Consider the following 25,407-nt stretch of genomic DNA (forward strand, 5'->3'; position numbering starts at 1 on the left):
AAACGTTGTTTGCCCGGTGTTGCACGAATACACTATGGATACGGCCGCAACCTGTTGCTGGAAACTCCAGGTTCAAACGCTTTTACTCTCTAGTCAATCAGGTCTCGTCAGTCCAGGGTTTGGCGATACCGCAGCATGGCCACCGTGCCCGCCACGCCCATCGCCAGCGCAATCGGCCACGCGTGCGGCAGCACGTCGGCCAGCCCGTTCCCCTTCAACATGATGCCGCGCGTGATGCGCAAAAAATGCGTCAGCGGCAGCACTTCGCCGATCGCCTGCGCCCATCCCGGCATGCCCCGGAACGGGAACATGAAACCGGTCAGCAGCATCGACGGCAGGAAGAAAAAGAAGGTCAGCTGCATGGCCTGCATCTGGTTGCGCGCGATGGTCGAAAACGTGAAGCCGATCGCGAGATTTGCCGCGATGAACAGCACCAGCGCGCCCGACAACAGCAGCAAACTCCCCACCATCGGCACATCGAACACCAGCCAGGACGCCAGCAAGATCACGCCCACCTGGACGTAGCCGATCAAGATATATGGCACGATTTTCCCGATCATGACTTCGAGCGGCGAGACCGGCGTGGCCAGCAGGTTTTCCATGGTGCCGCGTTCGCGCTCGCGCGTCATGGCCAGCGCCGTCATCATCACCATGGTCATGGTCAGGATCACGCCCATCAGGCCGGGCACGATGTTGTAGCGGGTCAGCCCCTCCGGATTGTAGCGGCGCTGGCTGCGGATGTCGTAGGGCGCCTCGCCCGGACGCAGGCGCGCCAGCGGCCCGCGCAGCTCCGATCCGATGGCGCGCGCCGCGATGGCATTGACCGACGCCAGCGCATTGCCGGTGGCCGCCGGATCGGTGGCGTCGGCCGCCAGCAGGATCACCGGCCGCTCGCCGCGCACCAGCCGGCGCGAAAAGTCGCCCGGCACCACCAGCACGAACTGCACCTCGCCGCGCGCCAGCAGCGCATCGCCCTCGGCCGCGCCGCCGACGTGGCGCACGATGCGGAAATACTGCGACGTCTCCAGCGCCGCCACCAGGCGCCGCGAGAACACGCTGCGGTCAAGGTCGGCCACCGCCAGCGGCAAGTGCCGCACGTCGCCATTGATGGCAAAGCCGAACAGGATCAGCTGCATGATCGGAATGCCGACCATCATGCCGAAAGTGAGCCGGTCGCGCCCGACCTGGCGCAGTTCCTTGAGCAGCACCGCCAGCATGCGCCGCCAGTTCATGGCGCCGCTCCGCCGAAGTTATCCTGCGCGTCTTGCATCAGCGCGATGAAGACGTCTTCCAGGCTGGTCTCGATCGGGGTGGCCGTGAGCGCGGCCAGGGGCGGCTGCGCCAGCGCCTGCGCGAACGCGTCGGCGGAGTTGGCGCTCACATGCAGCGTCATGCCAAACGGCGCAACGGTGCGGATGCCGGGCGCGCCGCGCAAGCTGTGGGCGGCGCGCTGCAAGTCCGGCCCGGACAAGGACCAGGTATGCAGGCCGGCGCCGGCGATCACCTCGGCCACGCTGCCGCGCGCGAGCAGCTTGCCGTAGGCGATGTAGGCCAGCTGGTGGCAGCGCTCCGCTTCGTCCATGTAGTGGGTCGAGACCAGCACCGTCATGCCGGCGGCGGCCAGGTCGTGGATCTGGTCCCAGAACTCGCGCCGCGCGGACGGGTCGACGCCGGCCGTCGGTTCGTCGAGCAGCAGCAGTTGCGGATCGTGGATCAGGCAGGCCGCCAGCGCCAGCCGCTGCTTCCATCCGCCCGACAGCGAGCCGGCCAGCTGCGCGCGGCGGCTGGAAAGGCCAAGCCGTTCCAGCGTATCGGCGATGCGCTGGCGCCGTCCGGCGATCTGGTAGACACGGGCGACGAAGTCGAGGTTTTCTTCAATGCTCAAGTCGTCGTACAGGCCGAATTTTTGGGTCATGTAGCCGACCTGCTTCTTGATCTCGCGCGCCTCGGTGCGGATGTCGTAACCGAGGCAACGGCCCTGCCCCTGGTCGGGGGTGAGCAGGCCGCACAGCATGCGGATGGTGGTGGTCTTGCCGCTGCCGTTCGGACCCAGGAAGCCGTAAATGCGGCCACGCTCGACGCGGATGTCGACATGGTCGACCACCATGCGCCCGCCGTAGGATTTGGTCAGGCCCTGCACGTCGATGACGATGGCCGGCGCGGTCACGGCTGCGGCTCCGTGCGCACCGTCAGCGGCTGGCCGGGATGGAGCAACGCCGGTCCCGGCTCGGGCGTCGCTTCCACCATGAACACCAGCGAGGCGCGGTTTTCCTTGCTGTAGATGAGCGGCGAGGTGAACTCCGCCTCGGGCGACACGAAGGTGATGCGCGCCTTCACCGGTTGCGCACAGCCGTCGCAGGCGATGATGGCGCCCTGTCCCATCCGGATCTTGCCCAGCGCCGTTTCGGGAATGAAGAAGCGCGCCTTGATGTTCGCCGGCGGCAGCAAGGTGACGATGGCCGCGCCGGCCGGCACCCATTCGCCGGCGCGGTAGGCCACGTCGCTGACCATGCCGCCCACCGGCGCCGCCTGGGCTTTCTGGTCGACCTTCCACTGTGCCTGCGCCAGCTGGGCGCGCGCGGCCTCGACTTCCTTTTCCGCCGCCGCGACCTGGTCGCTCCTGGCGCTGGTGCCGGCGCCGCGCAGGCGCGCCCTGGCCTGTTCCACCCGGGCGCGGTCGGCCGCCAGTGCCGCCGTCGACTGATCGAGCCGGGCGCGCGAGATGAATTTGTCGGCCACCAGCTTGCGCTCGCGCTCCAGGTTGGCCTGCGACAGCGCCAGCGCCGCTTCGGCTTCGCGCAGCGCGGCCGTCAACGCCGCCAGTTCATCGCTGCGCGCCCCCTTGCGCAAGTCGGCCAGCAGCGCCTCGGCCCGGCCCATCCGGCTTTGCGCTTCCTGGCGCGCCGCCGTTTCGCTGGCCTGTTCCAGCACGTAGGCCGGCGCGCCGGCCTTGACTTGATCGCCGCGCCGCAGGTGCACTGCGGTCAAGGTACCGGCCAGGGGCGCCGACAGGCGCACGTAATCGCCTTCGGCGTAGCCGGGAAAGGCGTCGTCGCGCGCCGGCCCGCAGGCTACGCACAGGGTGAGCGGCAGGGCCGTGGCGCAGAGGCGTGCGAGCAGGGACAGGTTCATGGCGGCGCTGACTCCTTTGGAGCGGTGAGAACGGCGCGCATGGCCAGGTCGATGCGCAGGGCGATGGCCGCTTCCGACAACAGCGCCTGCTGCGCCAGCGCCACCAGTTCGGGCGGCGCGGCGGGCAGGCGTTCGAGCGCGCCGCCGGCAAACAGGGGACCGGCGATGGCCCCCAGCATGAACGGCAGCAGCTGCATGGCCGGGGCGTCGATGATGTCGCCCTCGGCCTGGCCCTGGCGCAGCAGCTGGGCCAGCACCGCGATATGGCGCGGCAGGTTCTCGCGCAAAAACGTCACGGGCAGCGCTTCGCCGCGCGTCGCTTCCGAGAGCAGCATCAACAGCAGGTGGCGGTGCTTGCAGGCGAAACCGGCCAGCACGCGCAGGGCGCCATCGAGGTTCTGCGCGCCGCTGCGCGAGGCTTGCGCCTTGAGCGTGAGGGCGGCGAACATTTCCTCGTACATGTGCTGCAGCAGCATGCGCAGGAAATTATCCTTGTTCTTGAAGTGGTAGTGGAACATGCCGAGGTTGACCCCGGCGTGGTCGACGAGTTTGCGCACCGACAGACCAGCGCATCCGGTCTGGGGCAGCAACACCATGCCGGAGGCGATCAGTTGGGCATCGATTTTTTGGGAGGGGCGGTTCATGCGAATTATTATACACTTGTGTAGTAATTGGTAAGCACGATTGTAAAAACCCGGAAAGTGCCCTTGACGCCACGCCCGGCTGACTGGGGATCGACGCTGGGCTTGCTCCGCTTGTGGAGGCGGCATCAGGTCCCCATACTAATTTTTCTAATTGTTTTTTGTCGAATCGATCGTGACGACGATGATGGGTACACCAGCACATGCCTCTGCGTCGGCCACCATATTTTGACAGGGAAACATCATGACTACAGTTGTGTTAATTCCATTTGATCTAGCTCATAGCGCGGAACATGTGATCTCCACCAAGGGTGGAAACATCGATCCGACGACCCAGGTAACGCTGAGCAACGCACAGTCGGCATTAATCACTATTCAATCAAAAATAACCCATTTGGGTACGATGCAACGGTCGTCGCGGGCCTCCGCCATGCTGCAGCAATTTCGCGATCGAGAAACAGAATTCACCGACCTGCGCGACCGGGCGATCGAGAGCGTCGCGGCTGCTCAACGGCCGGGCTGGAACAAGATCGTGGCAAACAATATTGTTTGCACGGATGCCCCTTATTTGAACGGCGCGCTCAATCTGATGCAGGGCGTGGACGACGTTCTATACATCCGCGGGCACTGCGCCCCGGGCGCCAATTCGCTCAAATCCTCCGACCACGCTGCGGAGGTGTCGATCGAGGGACTGCTTGGCATATTCAATGGACGCCTGAGCAAGTCCTTTTCAGGGAAAATTAAAGTATTCGCGTGCGAATCAGCGGTCGCGAACGGGGCAAAGGCTTCATTCGCCGACCGGCTCGCGAAAACGCTGTTCAAGCGCGGCTGGCGCAACGTCAGCGTATGCGGTTATACGGACAAACTCATGACTTACATCGTCGACCCTGCCGGGCACAAAACCTCGCAAGGACAGAACCGCGCCATGACGACCAGGACGCAGGCGGTCTACGTGCCGAAATCCAATGGCGGGTGCTGCGTCATCATGTGATTTGACGGCGCATGAAAAATGGCATTGGCCCGGAATCGCAGCCCGGCGCAATTGCGCTCACGGGCACCGACTGCTACTCGTCTCAATGCCATCCAGCATTACCCAAGCGATTGAAGAGCAAAAGCACAAGCAACAGGACGATGCTGACGGGCAGCGACAGCATGACGCTGAGCAGCAGCGTGCGCGCTTTTCCGGCATGGCCCTTCACGTCCGCCCTCACCGCAAACGGCAGCGGCGCCAGGCTGACCAGCGCGGGAACGATCAGCAGCGCGCGCATCCACGACGACCCGCCTGTGCTGCCGGCACAGGCAAAGGTCGCTGCGACGACGAGCAGCAAATGAAGCGCGACGAAAACGATGCGCGCAATCACGGCAGGCGCTTCATTGCGCGGTTTCGCGCCCAAGGCGTACGGCCAGCCTTGCATGCGCGTCGGCCGCGTACGCACGGCATGCACCCGGGTCGATGAATGGGTTGTTGCCGCTGGTGCGGGCCGCATGCTTTTCCATGACGTCCGAAAAACCCGGATGCACCGCAATCATCACGTCGCACTTGAGTGCCGCGACCTTGTCGATGCTGGCCCGGAACGAGGGCACGCGGTCGGGCGCGGTGGCACTGCCCCGGAAGCGGAAGCCAAGCTGCGACATCGCGTTCAGGCTGTCGGCGTACACGACATCGAGGCAGCGCCCGTTCTCGCACGATTGCCACGACCAGGTGGTGCCACCTGTGGTGTGGCCGGGCGTAAGGTGGGCGGTGACGGCCAGCGCGCCCACCCGCACGACGCCGCCATCGGCCACCTCGGTCACCTGTGCCACCTTGGGAAAGCGGTCCGGGCCATCGGCCTTGTACTGGGGATCGTCCGGTCCGACCAGGCCGGCGCGCAAGGCCCGCGCAGCCAGCGCGCTGGCGGCCACGGTGGCGCCACTGGCGCGCTGCAATTGAGCAATGCCACCCGCATGATCGTCATGGGCGTGGGAGTTGACGATCAGCTTCACATCCTCGATGCGAAAACCGAGCGCCGCGATGTTGCGGATGATCAGCGGCGCCGACTGGGGTAGCGCGCCGTCGAGCAGGATATGGCCCTGGTCGCTCGTGACCAGCAGCGCCGACAAGCCGCGCGGGCCGACGTAATACGTGTTGCCGACGATCTGGAACGGCTGCTGCGGCAGGTTCCATTCCTCGCACATGGCGCACTTGACGCCCTCGTCCCCGGCCATTGCCGCCGTCATCCCTGTTGCCGCGATCGCCAGGGCGAGTGCCAGCTTGCGCAAGATTGCCATTGCTTGTCTCCAATTAAGAAACGCGGCGGCGTGTCCGTTGCCACTGATTGCTTGTTCGATCCGCGCCATGCGAAGTTCGCAATGTTACACGTTAAACAGCACCCCTTGAACAGAACACGCGCAGGACATGTGTACTACGCCGCCTGGTCCGCGCGTCCCATCCGCCGCCGGAAAAAACAGGAGCGCCGTCCCATCCGGAACAGGACATCCGGCCGATTCGCAGCCGAGCCCGTCTAAATATACTCACTTCATCGATCACGCCAACGGCCCCAGGCCTGGCGCGATCGCCCCCCAACATCACCGGCGAGTCATCATGGACGAAACAGCCTCCTTCTTCGAACTGCTCGGCATGCTGGTCAGCAACCCGCGCACCGGCGTACTGCTGGCCCTGCTGGTGGCGGCCGCCGTGTGCGACTACCGCAGCTTCCGCATTCCCAACCTGATCACCGGCGGCGGCATCCTGTTCGCGCTGGTCTACAACACCATCGTGCCGCCCTACTGGCACGCCGGCTGGAGCTGGGCGCCGGCCGGCATGCTACTCGGTTTTGGCGCCATGCTGCCGCTGTACGCGATCGGCGTGATGGGCGCCGGCGACGTCAAGCTGATGGCGATGGTCGGCGCCTTCCTCGGCCTTGACGCGACCCTGTACGCCCTGCTGTTTTGCATCATTACCGCCGGCATCGCCGCCCTCGCCTTCGGCCTGCGCAAGCGGGTCATGGGACGGATGCTGGCCAACGCCGGCGGCGCCCTGCACGCCATGCTGTGGTCCGCCATTGCCTGCGGCAAGCCGCAACTGGCGCCGGGCGCCATGCCATCGGTCGGCAAGCTCGCCTACGGCATCAGCATCGCGTTCGGCACCACCAGCTATCTGGTGGCCCAGCAGTTCAACCTCGTCTGACTCTCGGAAAGAGATCACCATGAAAAACCTCAAGGCACTCGGGCTGATCGCGTTCGCCCTCGTCATCGGACTGGCGGCGGCCATCTACGCGGCAGGATGGGTAGCGCGCCAGGGCGGCGCCACCACCAACAAGGTGGTCGTGGCCGCCGTCGACATCGAACCCGGCAGCAAGATCAACCCGGAAATGCTGTCCAGCCTCGACTGGCCAGCCGGCGCCACGCCGCCGGGCGCCTTCAAGGATGCCGGCGAACTGCAGGACCGCGTCGCCAAAGTCAACATCCTGCGCGGCGAACCGCTGCTCGACGGCAAGCTGGCGCCGCTGGGCACCAAGGGCGGCTTGTCCGCCGTCATCGCCGATGGCAAGCGTGCCATGACGGTGCGCGTCAATGATGTGGTGGGCGTGGCCGGCTTCGCCCTGCCCGGCAACTACGTCGATGTGATGGTCAATGCCCAGCAGGAAAAATCGGGCAATGAAGAGGGCAAGCAGATCAGCAAGACGGTCCTGGAACGGGTACTGGTGCTGGCGGTGGCGCAGGAAGCCGGCCGCGACGATACCAAGCCCAAGGTGGTCAGTGCCGTGACCCTGGAACTGTCGCTGGAAGATTCCGAGAAGCTGGACCTGGCGCGCAGCGTCGGCACCCTGTCGCTGGTGCTGCGCAACCAGGTCGACCAGAAGACCGTGTCGACCGCCGGCATCACCAAGGACGAACTGTTGGGAGGGAAAAAAGCGCCGCCTCCCGTGCCCGCCCCGGCGCCGGTGCGCAAGAGCCGCCCGGCCCGGATCGCCGCCGCACCCAGCCCCAGCCGCACCCAGTGCGTGGAAGTGATCCAGCACGGCGTGCTGGCAGTGAACTGCTTTTGAATAGCCACGGAGACCTGACATCATGAACAAACACATACGCATGGCGGCCTTGAGCGTCGCCACCGCAGGGATGGTTGCCGTCCCGGCCTGGGCAGGAGCAGCAACAGCAACGGCGCCCGGCGCCGCCAGCCCTAAAAACTGCAAATCGGTGGAGGTGGGTACGGCAGTCCAGGTGATGCTCGGCAAATCATCGGTAATTCCGCTGGCGGCGCCTGTCACCCGCATCGTGGCCAGCGGCCAGGGCGGTGCCCGGCAGGCGGCGCCGGCGGGCGCACCGGACGAGGCGGCCGACAGCGGCGCCATCGCCGAGTTCGAGGTGCTGCTGCTCAGCCCGACCGACCTGTTCCTGCTCGGAAAAAAGGCCGGCTCCGCCAGCCTGATCCTGCAGGATACGAGGGGCGTGTGCTATCTGCGCGACATCCTGGTGGCGATCGACCCGGCCACCCTGCAAGCCAAGCTGAACGAGCTGATGCCAGAGGAAACCGGCATCGTCGTCAAGAGCGCCGAAAACGCCATCGTGCTGACCGGCACGGTACGCGACGCCGAGCAGCTCGACGAAGCGCTGCGCGTGGCCGGCGCTTACGGCGGCGGCAAGCGGGTGCTCAACTTGCTGCGCGTAAATTCGCCCCAGCAAGTCATGCTGGAAGTGAAGATCGCCGAAGTCAGCAAGACCCTGCTCGACAAGTTCGGCATCGATTTCGCCCGCATGATCGGCTCGGCCGACGGCCTGGGCTCGCGCATCATCTCGGGCATCCTGGGCGGCGCGCCGGCGGTGCTTGGCCAGTTCAGCCATCAAGGCTCCGGCGCGGGGTTCGGCGCGCTGGCCGAGGCGACCGTCAGGGGCGGCAATAACGCCGCCGCCGTCCGCCTCTCGGGGGGAGCGGGCGGGGCCACCCTGTTCGGCATCGATGCGCAGCAAAAAGATGGCCTGGTGCGGGTGCTGGCCGAACCGAACATCATGGCCATCAGCGGCCAGTCGGCCAGCTTCCTGTCCGGCGGCAAGGTCTTCATTCCGGTAGCCCAGTCACGCGACAGCGGCGGCGCCAACATCACCCTGGAAGAAAAGGAATTCGGGGTCGGCCTCAAGTTCTCGCCAACCGTGCTGGGCGGGGCCCGCATCAACCTCAAGCTGGTATCGGAAGTATCGGAACTGGCCCAGACCGGCTCGCCCTTCACCACCAGCGGCGGCGTGACCTCGGTGCTGCCCTCGATCACCACACGCCGGGTCGACACCACGGTGCAGCTGAACGATGGCCAGAGCTTCGCCGTCGCCGGCCTGATCCGCAACAACGTGACCCAAACCCTGTCCCGCTTTCCCGGCCTGGGCGACGTGCCGGTGCTGGGCGCGCTGTTTCGCTCGACCGAATTCCAGAAAGACCAGACCGAACTGATTTTCATCGTGACGCCACGCCTGGTCAAACCGGCATCGGGGCTGGCGGCGCCGACCGACAACCATGTGCCGGCCGACCGTGCCGACCTGATTTTCCTGGGCAAGACCGAAGGCCAGTCCGCCCCCGCCACCGCCACCGCCAAATAAGGAGAACGCCATGAACACACCTTGCCGCGCCGCGCTGCACCTGCTGCCCGTGCTGGCCATGCTGGCCGGCTGCGCCACGGCGCCCGGCTACGACGCCCGTTTCGGCGACGCCGTGCGCCAGGCGCGCGGCGCCATGACCATCAACCCGCAGGCCGGCGCCAGCGCCGATCCGGTGGCCGGCATCGACGGCCAGGCCGCGCGCGACGCCATGGCGCGCTACCACGACAGTTTCAAGGCACCGCCACCGGTGGTCAATGTCATCAACCCCGGCAGCCCCGCCGCCAAGTGAGCCGCAACCCGCTTCACCGCAGTATCCGGCAGCGGCCACGGGGCCGCAGTCCGGCGCAGTATCCCGCCCGCAGGGGCGGACATGTTTTCCCATCCATCACACTTGAAAGGTCAGTCCCATGAACACTTTTTTGAAAACGGCCAGCCAATCGGTCCAATCCTTCGCCCGCGACGACGAAGGCGCCCAGGTCGTCGAATACGCGCTGATCATCGCGGTCGTCTCGATCATCCTGGTGGTGGCGCTGCGCGGTCTGACCGGCACCAGTTTTTCCGGCTTCATCACCCGCGTCGGCACCTGCCTGACCGGCGGCGCCTGCGCCTGATCGCCGCCACGCTTCCGCTCTTCCCATCTCAACTGAAAGGTCTGCACCATGAACGCACTGCTCAACACCGCCAACCGCAACATCGGCTCCTTCCTGCGCGACGATGAAGGCGCCCAGGTGGTCGAATACGCGCTGATCATCGCGGTCGTCTCGATCATCCTGGTGGTCGCGCTGCGCGGCCTGACCGGCACCAGCTTTTCCGGCTTCATCGCCCGCGTCGAATCCTGCCTGACCGGCGGCGCCTGCGCCTGACCCACCAGCCGACGGACCGCGGCCCGGCCGCGGCCCGTCATTTTTCGGAAGAAAACCATGATCCCGCACAATCGATACGCCGTCCGCCAGCGCCTGCATGGCGCGGTGATCCTGACGGTCTGCTTCCTGCTGTTTTTCCTGCTGGGGTTCATCGCCATCGCCTTCGACCTGGGCCGCCTGTTCATCGTCAAGACCGAACTCCAGACGGCCATGGACAGTTGCGCCCTGGCCGCCGCCCAGGAGCTCGACGGCCAGGCCAGCGCACTGGCGCGGGCGCGCCGCGCCGGCACCACCGTGGCCAACCTGAACCGGGTCAACCTGCAGTCGGCCAGCTGGGACGGCAAGGGCCAGCTGCAAGACGCCGGCATCAGCTTCCGCGACCAGGGCTACATGCCCACCACCAGCCCCGCCAGCGCGCGCTACGCGCAGTGCCAGCACACCCAGAATGGCGTGAGAATGTGGCTGCTGCATGCCATGGGCGCCTTCGGCGGCAGCGGCACGGCCAATCCGGCCACGCGCGCGGTGCTGGCCAGCGCGGTCGCCACGCGCGGCAGCGCCCAGAGCACCTGCCCGATCCCGGTGGCGATCAGGCCCAGGTCCTGCTGCACGGCATTGAACAACTACGGTTTCCTGGTCGGCGAATGGGTGACCGTGCTCGACAAGGGCGGCGCGCCCTCCGCGGCCGGCGAAATGGGCTGGTACAACCTCGATGGCAGCACCAGCGCCAGCGAAACGGCAGCCGAACTGGCCGAGGGCGGCCGCTGCGGCACGCGCCTGGGCGACATGCTCGGCACGCCGGGCGCGCAGACCAGCGTCGACCGGCAGTGGAACCACCGCTTCGGGGTCTACAAGAACAGCGACTCGCCCAGCGTGAATCACCCCGACCAGAGCGGCTATTCCTACACCGCCGCCAACTGGAAGAACGCGGTGCCGCAGAACGCCTTCGGCGGCACCCCGGCGGCCGGCTCGCACCCGAGCGCACAGAATTACGTCACCAAGCGCGCCGCCTGGGCCTCGCTGGCCGACACCGGCACCAGCATCAAGACCGGGTCGCAGATCGCCTTCGGCGACAGCAACCACCTGAACAGTTTCCACAAGCTGGCCACGCCCGGCGCCGCCGGCGAACACCGCCAGTACGGCACCAGCCGGCGCCTGGTGATCGTCCCGGTCATCAATAGCGCGGCCAGGGTGATCGACTTCGCGTGCATGCTCATGCTGCATCCCCTCAGCGGTCCGAACGATTCCGCCAAACTCGAGTTCCGCGGCCTGGCGGGAGCGGCAAGCTCGCCCTGCGCACCGGGCGGCACGCCCGGCGGCGTGGCCGGGCCGCTGGTACCGGTACTGGTGAGGTGAGCCATGAGACACCGTCAACAAGGCGTGGCCCTGGTCGAATTCGCATTCGTGCTGCCGCTGCTGCTGATCCTGTCGCTGACGTGCGCCGAACTCGGACGCGCCGTCTACTGCTACAACACCACCGCCAAGACCGTGCGCAATGCGGTGCGCTACCTGTCGATGCAAACGCCCGGCACCCATGTGACCGAGGCGCGCAACCTGATCCTGTACGGGAACGTGGCCGGCACCGGCGCCCTGCTCGACCCGGCGCTGACGGCGGCCAACGTGGCGGCGCCGACCTGGCAGACGGCCGGCAGCGATCCGCTGATGAACACCGTCACGATCCGGGTCTCCGGCTACCAGTTCCGGCCCATGGTGGCCGATATGTTCGGCGCCAGGTTCACGGCCATTTCCTTTAACGATATCAGCGCCACGATGCGCAGCCCACTATGAAAACCAAGCGGAACGGCGCCAGGGAACATGGCGCGACAATGATCGAACTGGCGCTCGTGCTGGTGCTCTTCTTCATGTTCCTGCTCGGCGCGACCGACGTGGCGCGCATGCTGTTTACCTGGAACGCGGCCACCGAGGCCACCCGTGCCGGGGCGCGCTACGCGGTGGTGTGCGCCGACCCGGCCAACCAGGGGCAAGTGCTGCAAAAGATGCGCATGATGGTGCCCGAGATCGGCGCGGTGGCGCTGGCGTGGGAGCCGTCCGGCTGCGACGCCGCCAGCTGCGCCGGCGTCACGGTCACCATCACCAGCCTGCAATACCGCTGGCTCTCGCCAGTGGTCGGGGCGGTGATGCCGGTGCGCGCACTGCCCGCCTTCAGCACCTATCTGCCGCGCGAAATGATGCGGCGCGACCCGAATAACGCGCTCATTTGCCAATAAAGCGCACACCAGGAACCTGCCATGAAAATCGCCATCGTATCGCCCGACAAAATACGCCTCGCCGAGATCGGCCAGCAGCTAGCGGCCGGCACGCACCTGCTCTTGCCCAGCGTGGGCGGGGCTGCCGACCTGGCGCCGCTGGCCGCGCGCGCCCAGCCCGACCTGCTGCTGGTCGACGGCTGCGCCGATGCCGCCGGCCTGGCCGCCATTGCCGCCATCACCAGCGCCCATCCGCACATCGCCGTGGTCCTGCTGTGCGCGGCCTGCTCGCCCGAGTTCCTGATCAACGCCATGCGCGCCGGCGTACGCGAGGTGCTGCCGGCGCCGCCCGCGCCGGCCGAACTGGAAGCGGCGCTGGCGCGCATCGGCGCCAAGCTGCGCGGCGCCCAGGCGCACAGCGACGGCAAGCTGCTCGCCTTCATCTCCTGCAAGGGCGGCAGCGGCGCCACCTTCCTCGCCACCAGCCTGGCCAGCCAGCTGGCGCAAACCGGTTCCGTGCTGCTGGTCGACCTGAACCTGCAGTTCGGCGACGCGCTGGCCTTCGTGCACGATGGCCATCCCGCCTCCACCCTGGCCGACGTGGCGCGCGCCATCGGCCGCCTCGACGCCTCCTTCCTGGCCGCCAGCGCGGTCCGGGTGACGTCAAATTTCAGCATCCTGGCCGCGCCCGACGACCACGCCCAGGCGGTCGAGATCAGCGCCGCGCACGTCGATGCGGTGCTGGCGCTGGCGGTGCGCCACTACGACTACGTGGTGCTCGATATCGGGCGCCCGGTGACCACCCTCGGTATCAGGGCGCTGGACCGCGCCTACCGCATTTATCCGGTGCTGCAGGCCGGCCTGACCTCGATCCGCAACGCCAAGAAGATGCTGGCCATTTTCAAGTCGCTCGACTACGGGCCCGACAAGGTTGAACTGATCGTCAACCGCTTCGAGCGCCAGGGCCCGATCGGGGTGGCCGAGATAGGCGGAGCGCTGGGTAAGTTCGCCATTCACACCGTCGCCAATTCGTACCGGCCGGTCACGCAAGCGATCGAGCACGGCGAACCGTTGTTGGCCGGCGGGCGCGCCAATCCGGTGCTGCACGGCGTGGCCCTGCTGGCCGAGTCGCTGGTGACCGGCCCGCAGGCCGCCCCCGGCGCCAGGCTGCCGGCGGGCCTGTTCGCACGCCTGTTCGCACGCCTGTGCGGACGCCACACTGGAGAATCCCATGTCCTTCCGTGACCAACTCAATGCCATCGACAGCCAGGCCGACCTGCGCGTGGCGACACCAGGCGCCAGCGACGACTACCACGCCATCAAGGGCCGCATTCACCTGAAGCTGCTCGACAAGTTCGACCTGGCCGCGCTCGAAGCGCTGCCGGGGCCCCTGCTGCGCGGTGAAATCGCGGTGATGGCCGAACGCTTGCTCGACGAGGAGCAGGCCGCCATCAACGAGTCCGAGCGGCGCTCCCTGATCCGCGACATCCAGCACGAAATGCTCGGCTTCGGCCCGCTGGAACTGCTGATGGCCGATCCGACCGTGTCCGATATCCTGGTCAACAGCTACAACCGGATTTTCGTCGAACGCAAGGGCCGCCTGGAACTGAGCACGGTGCGCTTCACCGACGAAAAGCACCTGCTGCGCATCATCGACAAGATCGTCTCGCTGGTGGGGCGCCGCATCGACGAATCGAGCCCGATGGTCGATGCGCGCCTGCCGGACGGCTCGCGCGTGAACGCCGTGATCGCGCCGGTGGCGCTGGACGGCCCGATGATGTCGATCCGCCGCTTCGCCCACATTCCGCTCAGGATGGATAACCTGGTGCACGACCTGCACAGCCTCACGCCGGACATGGCGAGCGTGCTCGAAGGGCTGTGCAAGTCCAAGGTGAACATGATCATCGCCGGCGGCACCGGGGCCGGCAAGACCACCCTGCTCAACATCCTGTCCGGCTTCATTCCTCCGTCCGAGCGCATCGTCACCATCGAAGATGCGGCCGAACTGCAGCTGCAGCAGCCGCACGTGGTGCGCATGGAAACGCGCCCGCCCAATATCGAAGGCAAGGGCGAAATCACGCAGCGCGCGCTGGTGCGCAACGCGCTGCGCATGCGCCCCGACCGGATCATCATCGGCGAGGTGCGCGGCGCCGAAGCGGTCGACATGCTGCAAGCGATGAACACGGGCCACGACGGCTCGCTCACCACGATCCACGCCAACAACCCGCGCGACGCCCTCTCGCGCCTGGAAAACATGATCGGCATGGCCAACCTGAATTTGCCGCACAAGGCGGCGCGCCAGCAGATCGCCTCGGCCATCACGGTGGTGATCCAGGGCCTGCGCCTGATCGACGGGCGGCGCAAGATCACCAGCATCCAGGAAATCACCGGGATGGAGGGCGACATCATCACCATGCAGGAGATTTTCGCGTACCGCCAGACCGGCGTGGCCGCCGACGGCACGGTCGAAGGCTACTTCCAGGCCAGCGGCGTGCGTCCCAAGTTCAGCGAGCGCTTGCGCGCCTTCGGCGTGACCCTGCCGGACGCCATGTTCGACAGCACCCGCCGCTACCAGTAGGAGGCCATCATGCTCAGTCACGTCAATCGGATCGATGCCGGCGCGGCCGTTTCGCCGCTGCTGGCGGTGCTGGTCTTCATCGCGGTGGTGCTGCTGTTCGAGGGACTCTACCTGATGTGGCGGACCTACAAGGGACCGCAGGCCAGGCAGATCGAACGGCGCCTCAAGGCCCTCTCGGCCGCCGGCGACAGCTCGGCCCAGTCGCACCTGCTGCGCGAGCGCATGATGAGCGAACTGCCGCCGTTCCAGCGCCTGTTGCTGCGCCTGCCGCGCGCCCACCAGCTCGACCGCTACCTGCTGCAGGCGAACCTGGACTGGACGGTCTCGAAGCTGCTGCTGGCCTGCATCGCGCTGGGGGCGGCCAGCTTCCTGCTGCTGACGGCACTGCTGCACCAGCCGTTCACGCTGGGCGCGCTGGCCGGCGCCACGCTGGCCTGGCTGCCGCTGGCGTACGTGCAGCACCGCCGCCGGCGCCGCCTGAAAAAACTGGAGCAGCAGTTGCCCGACGCGCTGGACCTGCTGGGGCGCGCCCTGCGCGCCGGCCACGCCTTCGGGGCCGGCCTGCACATGATCGGCGAGGAGATGGCCGACCCGATCGCCGCCGAATTCCGGATGGTGCACGACGAAATCAACTTCGGCGTCTCGCTCGAACAGGCGCTGGGCAACCTGAGCGTGCGCGTGCCGATCACCGACTTGCGCTACTTCGTGGTGGCGGTGCTGATCCAGCGCGAGGCGGGCGGCAACCTGACCGAGGTGCTGGCCAATCTGAGCCGCCTGATCCGCCAGCGCCTCAAGCTGTTCTGGCATGTGCGCGTGCTCTCGGCCGAGGGGCGCCTGTCGGCCTGGCTGCTGTCGCTGCTGCCGTTCGCCATCGGTGCCCTGATGAGCGTGTTCAATCCGGACTTCATGGCCCCCTTGTGGACCGATCCGCTGGGCCAGAACCTGGTACGCGCCATGCTCATTTCAATGGCGTGCGGCATCGTGCTGCTGCGTCACATCATTCGTATCCGTTTTTAGAAAGGGGATCATCATGTTCGTGCTCGCTGCCCTGGTCTTCCTGGCCGTCACCACCGCCATCGCCGGCCTGTTCCTCCTGCTCGTGCCCAGCCGCCTGGACCAGCGCCTGGACGCGATCGGCAATCCGGCCGCCGCCACCGACTGGAGCACCACCGTGGCGCAGGCGGTCGGCCCGTTCGCGCGCGTGCTGGCGCCCAGCGGCGACTGGGACAGCTCGCCCCTGCGCCTGCGTTTCATCCATGCCGGCATCCGGCGCGCCGACGCGCGCCTGATCTATTTCGGCCTCAAGACGGTGCTGCCGCTGCTGTTCGCGGGCGCCACCTGGCTGCTGCTGCGCGCCTTCACCGGCATGGACGAGATGACGGTGCTGATGAACCTGGGGATCGCGGCGCTGGCCGGCTGCTACCTGCCGAACCTGGCGCTGTGGCTGCGCCTGCGCGAACGCAAGCGCGAGATTTTCGAGCACTTTCCAGACGCCGCCGACCTGATGCTGGTGTGCGTGGAAGCGGGACTGGGGCTGGATGCGGCCTTGAACCGGGTGGCCGAGGAAATGGGCATGAGCAGCCGCGCCCTGGCCGAGGAACTGCACCTGACCAACCTGGAGATGCGGGCCGGGGCCAGCCGCACCCAGTCGCTGCGCAACCTGGCGCTACGCACCGGCATCGAGGAAGTCGGCATCTTCGCCACCATGCTGGCGCAGTCGGACAAATTCGGCACCAGCATCGGCGACTCGCTGCGGGTGTTTTCGGAAGACTTGCGCCACAAGCGCCAGGTGCGCGCCGAGGAACACGCGGCCAAGGTGCCGACCAAGATGCTGATTCCGCTGGCCCTGTTCATCTTCCCGTCGATCATCATGGTGGTGCTGGGACCGGCCATGATCGTCATCGTACGCACCATCATGCCGGTGCTCAGTGCCCATTGAGGCGTTCGTGGCGCGGCGCGTCCTGCTCGGACTGGGGCTGGGGCTGGGGCTGGGGCTGGGGCTGGGGCTGGGGCGGGACCAGGCCGTGGCGGATCGCGTACACGTACATGCCGAGCCGGTTGGAGACGTCGAGCTTGCGGTAGATCGAACTGAGATGGTTGCGCAAGGTGTGCTCGGAAATGAACAGGCGCCGCGCCACCTCGTGGTTGGCGCTGCCGCTGTGCTCGACGGCGGCGCTGACGATGGCGCGTTCGCGCGCGGTCAGGGCGGCATGCTTTTCGGCCGGCGGGTCGGGCCGCAGCGCGCGGCGCCAGCCCAGCATCTGGCCGAACACGCGCTCCATGGTGCCGGCGTCGAACCAGAGTTCGCCGCCGTGGATCTTGGCGATCGCCTTGATCACTTGTTCGGCCGTCACTTCCTTGTGCAGGATGCCGCGTGCGCCGCGCCGCACGGCCAGGTCGAGCAGTTCGGGATCATGGGCGGCGGTGAGCACCAGCGCGCGCGAAACGCCATTGGCCAGCAGTTCCGGCAGGAACTCGACCGTGGAAACGCCAGCCAGGTCGAGGTCGAGCAGGATCACGTCGGGCAGCAGTTGCGCGGCGCCGGCCAGCGCCTCGGCGCAACTGCGCGCCGTGCCCACCACGGCCATGCGCGGGCGTTCGGCGTCGATCAGGGTTTGCAAGCCCCACAGCATGGTCTGGTGGTCGTCGACCAGCATGACCTTGACCGGGCCGGACAGGTCTTGTGCTTCACTTTTCATAATGGAATCTCCACGGTGACGATGGTGCCGTTGGCGCCATCCTGGCGCACGGAAGCGGCGCCGCCCAAGGCGCTGGCGCGCTCGCTGAGCGAACGCGGCTGGAAGTCCGGCGGCGCGCTGGCGCCGTGCGGGTTGATGATGTCGATGTGCAGCATGGCGCCGCTGCAGCGCAGCGCCACGGTGGCCTTTGTAGCGTCGGTGTGGCGGCACACGTTGCTGATGCCTTCGCGTACGATCTGCAGCACTTCGGCACCGAGCCGGTCGCCCAGCGCGACGCTGGCGCCGGCATCGATGCGGATCTCGACGCCGTAGGTGGCCAGCGCCTGGGCCGCCTGGCGCCGCAGCGCGGCGTCGAACATGGCGTCGCCGGCGGGCGCGGCGCCGCAGGCCCGGCTGGCCTCGTCGCGCAGTTGCGCGATGACGTCGGCCGCCATCGTCACCAGCTTGTCGAGGTCGGCCGCGAGCGGATTGCTGGGCGCGGCCTTGCGGCACAGGGCGACCAGGCCCAGCTGCAAGCCGATGTAGGACTGGATGGCCGTGTCGTGCAGGTCGAGCGCGATCTTCTTGCGCTCCAGGCCGGCGGCGTCGGAAGCGATGCGGTCGAGCAGGTCGATGCGGTCGATGGCGCGCAAGCCTTGTTCGGCGATGCGCGCCAGGAACAGGGCGTCGCCGCGGCCCAGGTGGCGCGTGCGCGCGGCCACGTAGATGCGGCCCTTGCCGCGCCCAAAGCTGACGGGGGCGCTGATGAACGCGGTGGCGCCCAGCAGGTCGGCGAGTTGGCGCAGGCGGACCGGGTCGTGCCGGGTCCAGGCGGGAAGCTCGCCGCCATGGCCAAGCGCGCAGCCGCCGAGAGCGCTCCAGCGGCACCAGGGACGCGTGTACAGCAGCACCTGCCCAGGCGGCCCGGGCAGCATGGCGCGCGCCAGGGCCGGGTCGATCGGGTCGGCCGGGGCCACCGCCGGGCCGCGTGCGCGCACCGTGCGCAGCGCGTGGCCGCCGCTGTCGCGCTCGTCGAGCAGCATCAGGCAACTGTCGGCCATGAAGAAGGCGCGCACCCGTTCCAGCGCGGCGGTCATGCTGCGGTCGATGCCGAAGCGCGGATTGGCCACCTGGTTCATCTCGCGCAGCAAGGCCTGGCGGCGCGCCGCCAGGATGTGCATTTCGCCCAGTTGGGCGATGACGCGGCCGAAGGCGAGCAGCACGGCCGCATGCAGCAGCAGGCGCGCCGGCGTCACCGCGGGCAGTGCGGTGAGCGCGGCCACGCAGTACAGCAAGACGGTGGCGATGGTCACGCGCACGCCTTCGGCCAGGCCATAGCGCAGCGAGGCGACCACGATGGCGAAAAACAGGAATACCAGCGGGAAGATATCGGCCGGGCCGACCGCGGCCAGCACCGCCGCCGATACGGCCACGTCGAGCCGGTGGCGCAGCTTGCCACGGGTCCAGCGCGACTGGCAGCGCGGGACCAGGTAGACCGCCGCGCACAGCACCGCGTAGACCGACAGGACCAGCAGCGCGGCGACGTTGGCGCGCTCCGGTCCGGGGTGGTCGAGGACGGCGACCAGGACCGCCGACACGGTCAGCACCAGCCTGATGCGCGCGACCAGCTGGCTGTATGCCACGTCCGACTGCGCCACCGAGCCGGCCGCATCCTTGTCGAGGGGGGAGTCCGCAATCACCATTCGCTGTCGTTCCGTTCGCAGTCAAGCCATGCTGCCTGCCGCCGGCGCCGTGGTGCCGGGCCGGGGTTGCTGTTGCCAATCGATTATTGATTGTAGGTTGTTACTTTCAGCCGCCCATGACGCGGGTCACAGCATCGGGCCATGCGCCGCGACACAAAGGCGGGTAAGGTTCTGTGCGGCGCAATGGCGCGCCTTCCGCCACATACTGTCCAGCGGAAATGCGTACGAGATGGGCTACGCCAGCTTGCTCACCTTCCATGACGACCTCATCGTCAGCTAGCGCGCGTACATCCGTGCCGGCATGAAAAATGCCCCGTCATCACCAAGATGCGCGGGGCTTTTTTTCATCGAAACAGGCCGGATGGCGCTGATACCATCACTGCAGCACGGCTGCGGCAGGAAGAATCATGCCCCGATCTATTGATCGGAGTAAGCAAAAACGCCGATGAAAACGGGATCATCTGCTATCGCGCGGGTGACGACTGCCGGGTCATACGCGAAGTCGTATTGAATAACAACCTCTCGTGCTTTTTCTATTCCTATTTTTTTCGCCGCTGCCATCACATTGTCACTATACGTTTTTGAATAAGACAGAGGGGCCAGGAGGCGTGATAGCTCAACCACTTCATTGTCGAAAGACATGCTTTCCTGGTCGCTGAGCCTGTAATAACCCACGCCGCACAGGTCCTGCAGTATGTCGATGTCCTCATCTTCTTCAGTCTGAGGGGTCAAACCGACCCATGCCGAAAGCACGCCTTTTTTTTCAAAATTCTGTTCATAAAACTCGTCTTCATCGGAATAATCGTGTCGAGCCATATTTCCTCCCTAATTAGTTGTGAAAACCCGGCGGTAATCCATCATATCCACCGGTAATCCAAGTCTCAGCCCACGGTCTGATGTTAGCCTTGAATTCAGGCAGGGTATTTGATTTCTGGATGATGCTCTGAAGCTGGTTGTGGACGGTCTTGGAATTCGGTGCGGGAACTCCTTTCTTGCCAACGACGTGGGTCCAGCCATTTGCCAATCCGCCCTCATTCAATTCGGCAATTGGAATGGCGAAATCTTCCTGAACCTCCTTGGCTTTCACACCCCATTGCCGCCATTTAGGTGCCTCTGCAACCATCAGCATCTCGTGTTGACCTCCGGCACCACGCAATCCGGTTTCAACCTTTGCACGCAATCCTGGATTTTCATATATCAATGCCAGTTCCTGGCTGGATCTTGCATCAAACCACTTATTAAAATCCCCACTCTTAAAGCTCGGTATGTCCCGTGCCTTCAAGTTGGCGATATCAATCGCCGAAGTTTGCCCATCGCACGCCTCCAACCCGAGCGGGTCCACCGAACTGAGCGGATTGTCCACATAGGCATACGGATTGGGGCCGCCCGCCAAGCCCAGCGGATCCGGCGTCAGATACCGTGCCGTGCTTGCATCATAATAGCGATGCCAGTTGTACGCCAGTTTCGACTCGGTATCGTAGTACTGGCCTTGGAAACGAATCGGACAATCGGTCTTGCTGACGGTCGTTTCCTCGATCTCGCCCCATACATTCGTTTTCGCCTGCCACGCAATGTCACCGTCGGCATCGATCAACTCCTTCGGCGTACCGATGTGATCCAGCACGACAGCGTAGGTTTTGCTTGTTTCCTTGCCCTTGCGCCGTATCGTTTCGGTCTTTGCGAGCGGCCGGAAACTGTCTGGCTCGTAGTCCCAGGAAGCGCAGCTTTCCTCGATGATGTCGGAGCCACCCTTGCCGTCCGGTTTTTTGCTGAAGCGCCGCTCTTCCGCGACCGTGTGGCCATCCCACAGGTAGGCGATTTCGGTAAACAGCGAGCCGGCATTGCCCGGAACCTGTTTTTTGCTCAGCCTGCGGCCCAGTGCATCATAGGTATATTCCCAGGCATCGCCATCGGGCGTAATGACACGCTTGAGGCGACTTTCGCTGTTCCACACATAGTGCCAGCTCTGCTGCCGTCCCCAGCGCTTGCCCTCGCTGCGCTTGATGACGCGTCCCTCAATATCATATTCATACATGACTTTGCCAGCCTGGATCAGCCTGCCGCCCTGGTGGATGCGTTGACCGCGTGCGTCGGCATTACTGTCGTCAGTGCCAAACAGCGCTGTTTGCTTGATCGCAGCGATCAGATTGCCTGCTAGATCGTAGGCGTATTGCTCTTCGCTGTCGGTGCGTCGGGCTTGCGTGACCCGGCCAACGCTGTTGTAGCCGATATCAACGACGCCGGCGTTGCGCGCACCCAGCTTGCTCGGATTGCCGTTGCCGTCATAGTTGACGGCACGCTCCTGGAGCGTGCGGGCCTGCCGGCCAGACTCTGGCGCGATGCCGGCCCATTGCCGGGTCAGGCGGTTCAGCGGATCGTATTCCTGCTCGATCCGTACCCCGCCTGGCAACTTGCGTCCGGTCTCGCGGCCACAGTTGTCATGCAGAAAGCTGAAGGTCTGCGCATCGGGCAGCGTCAGTTCAAGTGGCAGGCTGTTGGCGTCGAATTCCCATACGCTACTGTGTCCGCTTGAACTCAAGCGCTCGGTGCGACGGCCCATCAGGTCGTAGCCGCTGGCAATGCTGCGGCCATTCTGTGTTTCCTTGACCAGGCGGCCCAGCGCATCGCGCTCGAAAACAATATCGCTGTCGGCATTGGCGGCGCGCGCCAGCCGGCCCAGCGCATCGTAGGCATAGCGGGTACTACCCTCGCTGTTGATCTGTTCAAGCAATTGACCTGCGTGGTTGCGCAAATAACGTGTGCGCTGGCCCGCAGCCGTGCGTTTCTCGATCATCAGACCGTCGGGATTGACGCCGTATTCGATCGTGCGATCGCTGAAATCGGTTTCCGCGATGACTTGCCCATTGGCGTTCCTGAGATAGCGCCAGCGTTCACCGAGGGGATTGATGACTGCGCTCAGGCGCATTTCGGTATCGTATTCGTAGCGCGTAATGGCGCCGTCCGCTTCGGTGGTCTGTGCCAGACGGTCGAAAGCGCAATAGGCGTGCTGGGTCACCCGGCCCAGCGCATCGGTGCGGGCGATGCAGTTGCCTTCGGCATCGTACCGGGCGAGGTGGCGGCTGCCATCCTGCAGAGTAATCTCCAGCGGCTGGCCCTCGACGTTGTAGACGTAGTGGCTGATATGCTGTTGCGCGTCGGTGCGCGCGCTGACACGGCCGAAGTCGTCACGCGCAAGCCTGGTCGGATTGCCCTGCCAGTCGGTGGCACTGATCAGCAGGCCGCGCGCATCATGCTCGAAGGTGGCGACCGCGCCGGCCGGATTGATGACACGCGCTACATTGCCATTTGCGTCATGTTCGAAGCGCGTCCAGGCGCCGCCCTGGCCGACTTGAATCAGGCTGCCACGCTCGTCATAGGTGCGTTCAACCCGGTTTCCATCCGGCGCAGTAACAGCCACCGGAAAGTCGCGCCAGTTATAGGCAATGACGGTTTCCTGGTTCGATGCATCGATGTGGCCAACCATGTTGCCACGGGCATCGTAGGCCCAGCGCAGCACTGCGCCGCCTGGGGTAATGGTGGCAAGCAAGTTCTGCTGCGCATCATAGTCGAACTCGCTGACACCGCCGCACGGATCGACTTCCTTGATGACCTGCCAAGCATCGTTGTAGTGGTAGGCGGTGGCGTGGCCCAATGAATTGGTGTAGGTGTTGATCTTGCGCGCGTCGTCGTAGACGAAGCGGCCGGTCATGTGGCCGCCGGCACCGCCACTGGTCTGCTCGCAGCGGCCCCGGGCGTCGTAGCGGTAGCCGATCCATACGCCGTTGCGGTCTTGCCAGCGGATCAGGCGGTGGGCGCTGTCATAGGCATAGGTGAGCGGCAAGCCACTGCTGTTGATGATGCCCGACAGGTCGCCATTGGCATGGTAGGTGTAGCTGGTCAGCGTGGTCTGGCCGCCCTCGGGGTGCAGCAGACTGATGCGGGTGATCGCATGTTCGCTCGCCTCGACCTTGAGCCGCGTGCCGCCGCTGTGGCGCACTTCGGTCAGGACAGCGCCGGTGTAGACCAGCGCAATCCGGTTGGCGTTGCGGTCCGTGATGGCGGCCAGACGCCAGTGCCTTGCATCGCTTGGCTCGAAACGCAAGGTAGGTTGATGCCGTTGCTCAACCAGGAAGTGGCCGTCGAGCCGGGTCACGCGGAAACCCTGGTAGACAGGGTGCGTGACGCTTGCGCCCATGTCTGGCATGGCAAAGCGCATCGAGGCGCCATCCTCGGCATGGAACACCAGTTCCGCGTCATTACTTACTTCGATCCATTGCCCCCAAGTGCTGGCCCAGGCCTTGCCGAACACCGTCCCGACCGGATTGCCCGAGGTGTGCACGCGCCGCAGTACGATCGGCAGCACGCCCGGCAAGGCGAAGTCGGTTTGTTCCATGATGACGTCGCCCGTGATGACGTCGATCGGATCGCCGCACTTGCATTTGGTCCCGTTGGGACGCTCGTTGGCGGGGTTGAATTTAACGACGCCGGGTACGCCACCCTTGACGAACGCCATGGCCGGCGTCGCGGGAGTGGGAATGTACTTGTTGCCGAGCCATGCGCCGCCCTTGGCACCGGCCGCGCCGCCGAGCATGCTGCCGGCCAGCATCATGGCTTTCTGGCCGTCCGACCCTTCGCCGAACATCAATCCGCCGATGTATGCACCGCCCTTGCCGCCCACCATGCCGAGCGCCAGTCCGCCGAGGGCGACCAGGGGGCCGGCCAGGATCGTGGCGCTGACCAATCCCGCCACCAGCAGGGTCGTGTGCACCCAGCCCGGCACTTCCGGCGTGATCAGGTCGATATCCGTGGTGATGGTCGCGCCGCCGACGAAGACGTTGGGCGAGCCGGCATGGATCTTCGCGCTGCAACTGATCATGTCGCCGACGCGGGCAAAGGGCAGGCTGTTGACGAATACCGTGGACGAGCCTTGCACGACCAGCTGGGGCGTCGGTCCATGGGTGGCGCACAGGGCCGTGGAGAGGTGGGCTCGCGCGGCCTCCTTGCCATTCGCAAAGACGTTCGCCGAGCCGGTCTTGACCACCCCGGTCAGGTTGGCGCCAAAGATCTTGTCCGTCACATTCATCGAACCGACCACTTCCCCCACGCCGGCGGCACCGGCCGTGACCGCCACCGCCCCGGCTACCGCCACCAGCGCCAGGCCGCCGGTGGCGATGATGGCGGCGCCGACCAGCGCGCCGATCACCAGGCCGGCGATCAAACCGCCCATCGCATGGCTATGCGCGATGGGATCGTCGACCCGTCCGGCCGCCGCGCTCAATCAGGACTCCTGGGCAGCGTGGTCCGCGGCCGGCACCGGCGCGTGCAGGTGCATGCTGCCGAGCATGGTCTCGAACGCCGTATTCCACTCGTCCTTGAAGGCACCGTGACTGGTGCCGGTCAGCAGCAAGGCCTTGCTGCTGACCGCGCTCGCGGCCTGGACAAAGACGGCCACTTGGCGCTGGTGCAGCTCGCTATCGCCATTGCGCCAGGTGTAGTGCAATTCCACCGCTGCCGAGCCGTCCACGGTCAGGTCGCGCTTGCCGAGCAGTTCGAATTTCGGCAACGCTTTGCGCAGCTCGCTTGCAAGGCGCAGGGCGAAGGCGTCGACCGTGGTTTCGGTGAAGTCTTCGGCGCGCGAGATGACAAAGGAGAAGTCGCTCGGACCGTCGTCGTTGATGATGAATTGGTTGACCGTGCGGTCTTTCAGGCTCGGGTGCAGATCGAAACTCGCTTCGTTGAGATTGTATTGGCTCATAGCTGTGTTCTATCGATGGTGGAGTCGGGGGGAGAAAATTCACGTGGGGGGTAGGATCTGCGCGTCGGTTCGCCGCTCGCCACTGGCCGGCGCCATCAGAGGGATGGAGCGACAATCGCAGCGTAATGTGTAGCGGCCACCCATCATTATTTCGCTGCCTTTGGAAGCTCATGTAATGTTACTATAGGGAAATTGCGGAATACGGCTGAAGCTGGAAATGCATTAAATGCTGGTAAGCATTATGTCATGGACGAGAAAATAAGTTCCAATATTTCAATATTTCCAGGT

General features: G+C 65.6%; 25 protein-coding genes. 14 read left to right on the plus strand and 11 right to left on the minus strand.

What is annotated here, in order from left to right; translation table 11 throughout:
- Positions 1-107: 107 nt before the first annotated feature.
- Genes PO883_RS03205 through PO883_RS03220 form a run of 4 tightly spaced genes read right to left on the minus strand, consistent with a single transcriptional unit; the run spans position 108 to position 3,776 of the window.
- On the minus strand, positions 108-1,232 hold the full coding sequence (locus PO883_RS03205; RefSeq protein WP_289308467.1) for an ABC transporter permease: 1,125 nt from the start codon (positions 1,230-1,232) through the stop codon (positions 108-110).
- On the minus strand, positions 1,229-2,107 hold the full coding sequence (locus tag PO883_RS03210) for an ABC transporter ATP-binding protein (RefSeq protein WP_289308551.1): 879 nt from the start codon (positions 2,105-2,107) through the stop codon (positions 1,229-1,231). The genes PO883_RS03205 and PO883_RS03210 overlap by 4 nt, the downstream gene beginning before the upstream one ends.
- 56 nt (positions 2,108-2,163) lie before the next feature.
- On the minus strand, positions 2,164-3,132 hold the full coding sequence (locus tag PO883_RS03215) for an HlyD family secretion protein (RefSeq protein ID WP_289308468.1): 969 nt from the start codon (positions 3,130-3,132) through the stop codon (positions 2,164-2,166).
- Entirely contained in the window at positions 3,129-3,776 is a 648-nt protein-coding gene (locus PO883_RS03220; protein ID WP_289308469.1) for a TetR/AcrR family transcriptional regulator, read from the minus strand. Before PO883_RS03220 ends, PO883_RS03215 begins: the two co-directional genes overlap by 4 nt.
- A gap of 241 nt (positions 3,777-4,017) precedes the next feature.
- On the opposite strand from PO883_RS03220, the gene PO883_RS03225 reads away from it, so the two are divergent.
- On the plus strand, positions 4,018-4,764 hold the full coding sequence (locus tag PO883_RS03225; RefSeq protein ID WP_289308470.1) for a hypothetical protein: 747 nt from the start codon (positions 4,018-4,020) through the stop codon (positions 4,762-4,764).
- 82 nt (positions 4,765-4,846) lie between these two features.
- Here PO883_RS03225 and PO883_RS03230 read toward each other — a convergent pair whose 3' ends face one another.
- Positions 4,847-5,134, minus strand: a complete 288-nt coding sequence (locus PO883_RS03230; RefSeq protein ID WP_289308471.1) for a hypothetical protein — start codon at positions 5,132-5,134, stop codon at positions 4,847-4,849.
- Between the two features lie 10 nt (positions 5,135-5,144).
- A complete protein-coding gene (bla, locus tag PO883_RS03235; RefSeq protein WP_289308472.1) occupies positions 5,145-6,041 on the minus strand; it encodes a subclass B3 metallo-beta-lactamase in 897 nt (298 codons plus the stop codon).
- 313 nt (positions 6,042-6,354) lie between these two features.
- Here bla and PO883_RS03240 point away from each other — a divergent pair, with 313 nt between their 5' ends.
- From PO883_RS03240 to PO883_RS03300, 13 genes are all read left to right on the plus strand, one after another.
- Complete coding sequence (locus tag PO883_RS03240) at positions 6,355-6,939, plus strand: prepilin peptidase (RefSeq protein WP_289308473.1); 585 nt, start codon at positions 6,355-6,357, stop codon at positions 6,937-6,939.
- A 19-nt stretch (positions 6,940-6,958) separates the two neighbouring features.
- Entirely contained in the window at positions 6,959-7,801 is an 843-nt protein-coding gene (cpaB, locus tag PO883_RS03245) for a Flp pilus assembly protein CpaB (protein ID WP_289308474.1), read from the plus strand.
- A gap of 22 nt (positions 7,802-7,823) precedes the next feature.
- A complete protein-coding gene (locus tag PO883_RS03250) occupies positions 7,824-9,338 on the plus strand; it encodes a type II and III secretion system protein family protein (protein ID WP_289308475.1) in 1,515 nt (504 codons plus the stop codon).
- A 10-nt stretch (positions 9,339-9,348) separates the two neighbouring features.
- Positions 9,349-9,627: a hypothetical protein gene (locus PO883_RS03255; RefSeq protein ID WP_289308476.1), complete on the plus strand. Its 279-nt coding sequence runs from the start codon at positions 9,349-9,351 to the stop codon at positions 9,625-9,627.
- 118 nt (positions 9,628-9,745) lie between these two features.
- Positions 9,746-9,949: a Flp family type IVb pilin gene (locus PO883_RS03260; RefSeq protein WP_289308477.1), complete on the plus strand. Its 204-nt coding sequence runs from the start codon at positions 9,746-9,748 to the stop codon at positions 9,947-9,949.
- Between the two features lie 48 nt (positions 9,950-9,997).
- Complete coding sequence (locus PO883_RS03265) at positions 9,998-10,201, plus strand: Flp family type IVb pilin (protein WP_289308478.1); 204 nt, start codon at positions 9,998-10,000, stop codon at positions 10,199-10,201.
- Positions 10,202-10,258: 57 nt separating this feature from the next.
- On the plus strand, positions 10,259-11,554 hold the full coding sequence (locus PO883_RS03270) for a Tad domain-containing protein (RefSeq protein WP_289308479.1): 1,296 nt from the start codon (positions 10,259-10,261) through the stop codon (positions 11,552-11,554).
- A gap of 3 nt (positions 11,555-11,557) precedes the next feature.
- Positions 11,558-11,986, plus strand: a complete 429-nt coding sequence (locus tag PO883_RS03275) for a TadE/TadG family type IV pilus assembly protein (RefSeq protein ID WP_289308480.1) — start codon at positions 11,558-11,560, stop codon at positions 11,984-11,986.
- Entirely contained in the window at positions 11,983-12,426 is a 444-nt protein-coding gene (locus PO883_RS03280; RefSeq protein ID WP_289308481.1) for a TadE family protein, read from the plus strand. The genes PO883_RS03275 and PO883_RS03280 overlap by 4 nt, the downstream gene beginning before the upstream one ends.
- 21 nt (positions 12,427-12,447) lie before the next feature.
- Positions 12,448-13,650: an AAA family ATPase gene (locus tag PO883_RS03285; RefSeq protein ID WP_289308482.1), complete on the plus strand. Its 1,203-nt coding sequence runs from the start codon at positions 12,448-12,450 to the stop codon at positions 13,648-13,650.
- A complete protein-coding gene (locus PO883_RS03290) occupies positions 13,637-14,983 on the plus strand; it encodes a CpaF family protein (protein ID WP_289308483.1) in 1,347 nt (448 codons plus the stop codon). The genes PO883_RS03285 and PO883_RS03290 overlap by 14 nt, the downstream gene beginning before the upstream one ends.
- 9 nt (positions 14,984-14,992) lie before the next feature.
- Positions 14,993-16,000, plus strand: a complete 1,008-nt coding sequence (locus tag PO883_RS03295) for a type II secretion system F family protein (RefSeq protein ID WP_289308484.1) — start codon at positions 14,993-14,995, stop codon at positions 15,998-16,000.
- Between the two features lie 13 nt (positions 16,001-16,013).
- Entirely contained in the window at positions 16,014-16,922 is a 909-nt protein-coding gene (locus PO883_RS03300) for a type II secretion system F family protein (protein WP_289308485.1), read from the plus strand.
- Here PO883_RS03300 and PO883_RS03305 read toward each other — a convergent pair.
- The 5 genes from PO883_RS03305 to PO883_RS03325 all read right to left on the minus strand — a co-directional run bounded on the left by PO883_RS03305 (position 16,909) and on the right by PO883_RS03325 (position 25,119).
- Positions 16,909-17,682, minus strand: coding sequence for a response regulator transcription factor (locus PO883_RS03305; RefSeq protein ID WP_289308486.1), 774 nt, complete (start codon positions 17,680-17,682; stop codon positions 16,909-16,911). The two genes, PO883_RS03300 and PO883_RS03305, sit on opposite strands and share 14 nt — an antisense overlap.
- Positions 17,679-19,364 carry a sensor histidine kinase gene (locus PO883_RS03310; RefSeq protein WP_289308487.1) on the minus strand — a complete coding sequence of 562 codons (1,686 nt, stop codon included), beginning with the start codon at positions 19,362-19,364 and terminating at the stop codon, positions 17,679-17,681. Before PO883_RS03310 ends, PO883_RS03305 begins: the two co-directional genes overlap by 4 nt.
- Before the next feature lie 417 nt (positions 19,365-19,781).
- The gene (locus PO883_RS03315; RefSeq protein ID WP_289308488.1) at positions 19,782-20,180 is read right to left on the minus strand and encodes a hypothetical protein; all 399 of its coding nucleotides are present in this window, start codon (positions 20,178-20,180) and stop codon (positions 19,782-19,784) included.
- A gap of 13 nt (positions 20,181-20,193) precedes the next feature.
- Positions 20,194-24,642 (minus strand): RHS repeat-associated core domain-containing protein, encoded by a 4,449-nt coding sequence (locus PO883_RS03320; RefSeq protein ID WP_289308489.1) that lies wholly within the window; start codon positions 24,640-24,642, stop codon positions 20,194-20,196.
- Entirely contained in the window at positions 24,643-25,119 is a 477-nt protein-coding gene (locus PO883_RS03325) for a DcrB-related protein (RefSeq protein WP_289308490.1), read from the minus strand.
- Positions 25,120-25,407: the final 288 nt, after the last annotated feature.

The organism is Massilia sp. DJPM01, from assembly GCF_030348125.1.
GTDB lineage: Bacteria > Pseudomonadota > Gammaproteobacteria > Burkholderiales > Burkholderiaceae_D > Telluria_A > Telluria_A frigida.

Coding starts and splice junctions, on each gene's coding strand:
- PO883_RS03205 (WP_289308467.1), bottom strand. CDS start 1,232: ATGAACTGGCGGCGCATGCTGGCGGTGCTGCTCAAGGAACTGCGCCAG.
- PO883_RS03210 (WP_289308551.1), bottom strand. CDS start 2,107: ATGGTGGTCGACCATGTCGACATCCGCGTCGAGCGTGGCCGCATTTAC.
- PO883_RS03215 (WP_289308468.1), bottom strand. CDS start 3,132: ATGAACCTGTCCCTGCTCGCACGCCTCTGCGCCACGGCCCTGCCGCTC.
- PO883_RS03220 (WP_289308469.1), bottom strand. CDS start 3,776: ATGAACCGCCCCTCCCAAAAAATCGATGCCCAACTGATCGCCTCCGGC.
- PO883_RS03225 (WP_289308470.1), top strand. CDS start 4,018: ATGACTACAGTTGTGTTAATTCCATTTGATCTAGCTCATAGCGCGGAA.
- bla (WP_289308472.1), bottom strand. CDS start 6,041: ATGGCAATCTTGCGCAAGCTGGCACTCGCCCTGGCGATCGCGGCAACA.
- PO883_RS03240 (WP_289308473.1), top strand. CDS start 6,355: ATGGACGAAACAGCCTCCTTCTTCGAACTGCTCGGCATGCTGGTCAGC.
- cpaB (WP_289308474.1), top strand. CDS start 6,959: ATGAAAAACCTCAAGGCACTCGGGCTGATCGCGTTCGCCCTCGTCATC.
- PO883_RS03250 (WP_289308475.1), top strand. CDS start 7,824: ATGAACAAACACATACGCATGGCGGCCTTGAGCGTCGCCACCGCAGGG.
- PO883_RS03255 (WP_289308476.1), top strand. CDS start 9,349: ATGAACACACCTTGCCGCGCCGCGCTGCACCTGCTGCCCGTGCTGGCC.
- PO883_RS03260 (WP_289308477.1), top strand. CDS start 9,746: ATGAACACTTTTTTGAAAACGGCCAGCCAATCGGTCCAATCCTTCGCC.
- PO883_RS03265 (WP_289308478.1), top strand. CDS start 9,998: ATGAACGCACTGCTCAACACCGCCAACCGCAACATCGGCTCCTTCCTG.
- PO883_RS03270 (WP_289308479.1), top strand. CDS start 10,259: ATGATCCCGCACAATCGATACGCCGTCCGCCAGCGCCTGCATGGCGCG.
- PO883_RS03275 (WP_289308480.1), top strand. CDS start 11,558: ATGAGACACCGTCAACAAGGCGTGGCCCTGGTCGAATTCGCATTCGTG.
- PO883_RS03280 (WP_289308481.1), top strand. CDS start 11,983: ATGAAAACCAAGCGGAACGGCGCCAGGGAACATGGCGCGACAATGATC.
- PO883_RS03285 (WP_289308482.1), top strand. CDS start 12,448: ATGAAAATCGCCATCGTATCGCCCGACAAAATACGCCTCGCCGAGATC.
- PO883_RS03290 (WP_289308483.1), top strand. CDS start 13,637: ATGTCCTTCCGTGACCAACTCAATGCCATCGACAGCCAGGCCGACCTG.
- PO883_RS03295 (WP_289308484.1), top strand. CDS start 14,993: ATGCTCAGTCACGTCAATCGGATCGATGCCGGCGCGGCCGTTTCGCCG.
- PO883_RS03300 (WP_289308485.1), top strand. CDS start 16,014: ATGTTCGTGCTCGCTGCCCTGGTCTTCCTGGCCGTCACCACCGCCATC.
- PO883_RS03305 (WP_289308486.1), bottom strand. CDS start 17,682: ATGAAAAGTGAAGCACAAGACCTGTCCGGCCCGGTCAAGGTCATGCTG.
- PO883_RS03310 (WP_289308487.1), bottom strand. CDS start 19,364: ATGGTGATTGCGGACTCCCCCCTCGACAAGGATGCGGCCGGCTCGGTG.
- PO883_RS03315 (WP_289308488.1), bottom strand. CDS start 20,180: ATGGCTCGACACGATTATTCCGATGAAGACGAGTTTTATGAACAGAAT.
- PO883_RS03325 (WP_289308490.1), bottom strand. CDS start 25,119: ATGAGCCAATACAATCTCAACGAAGCGAGTTTCGATCTGCACCCGAGC.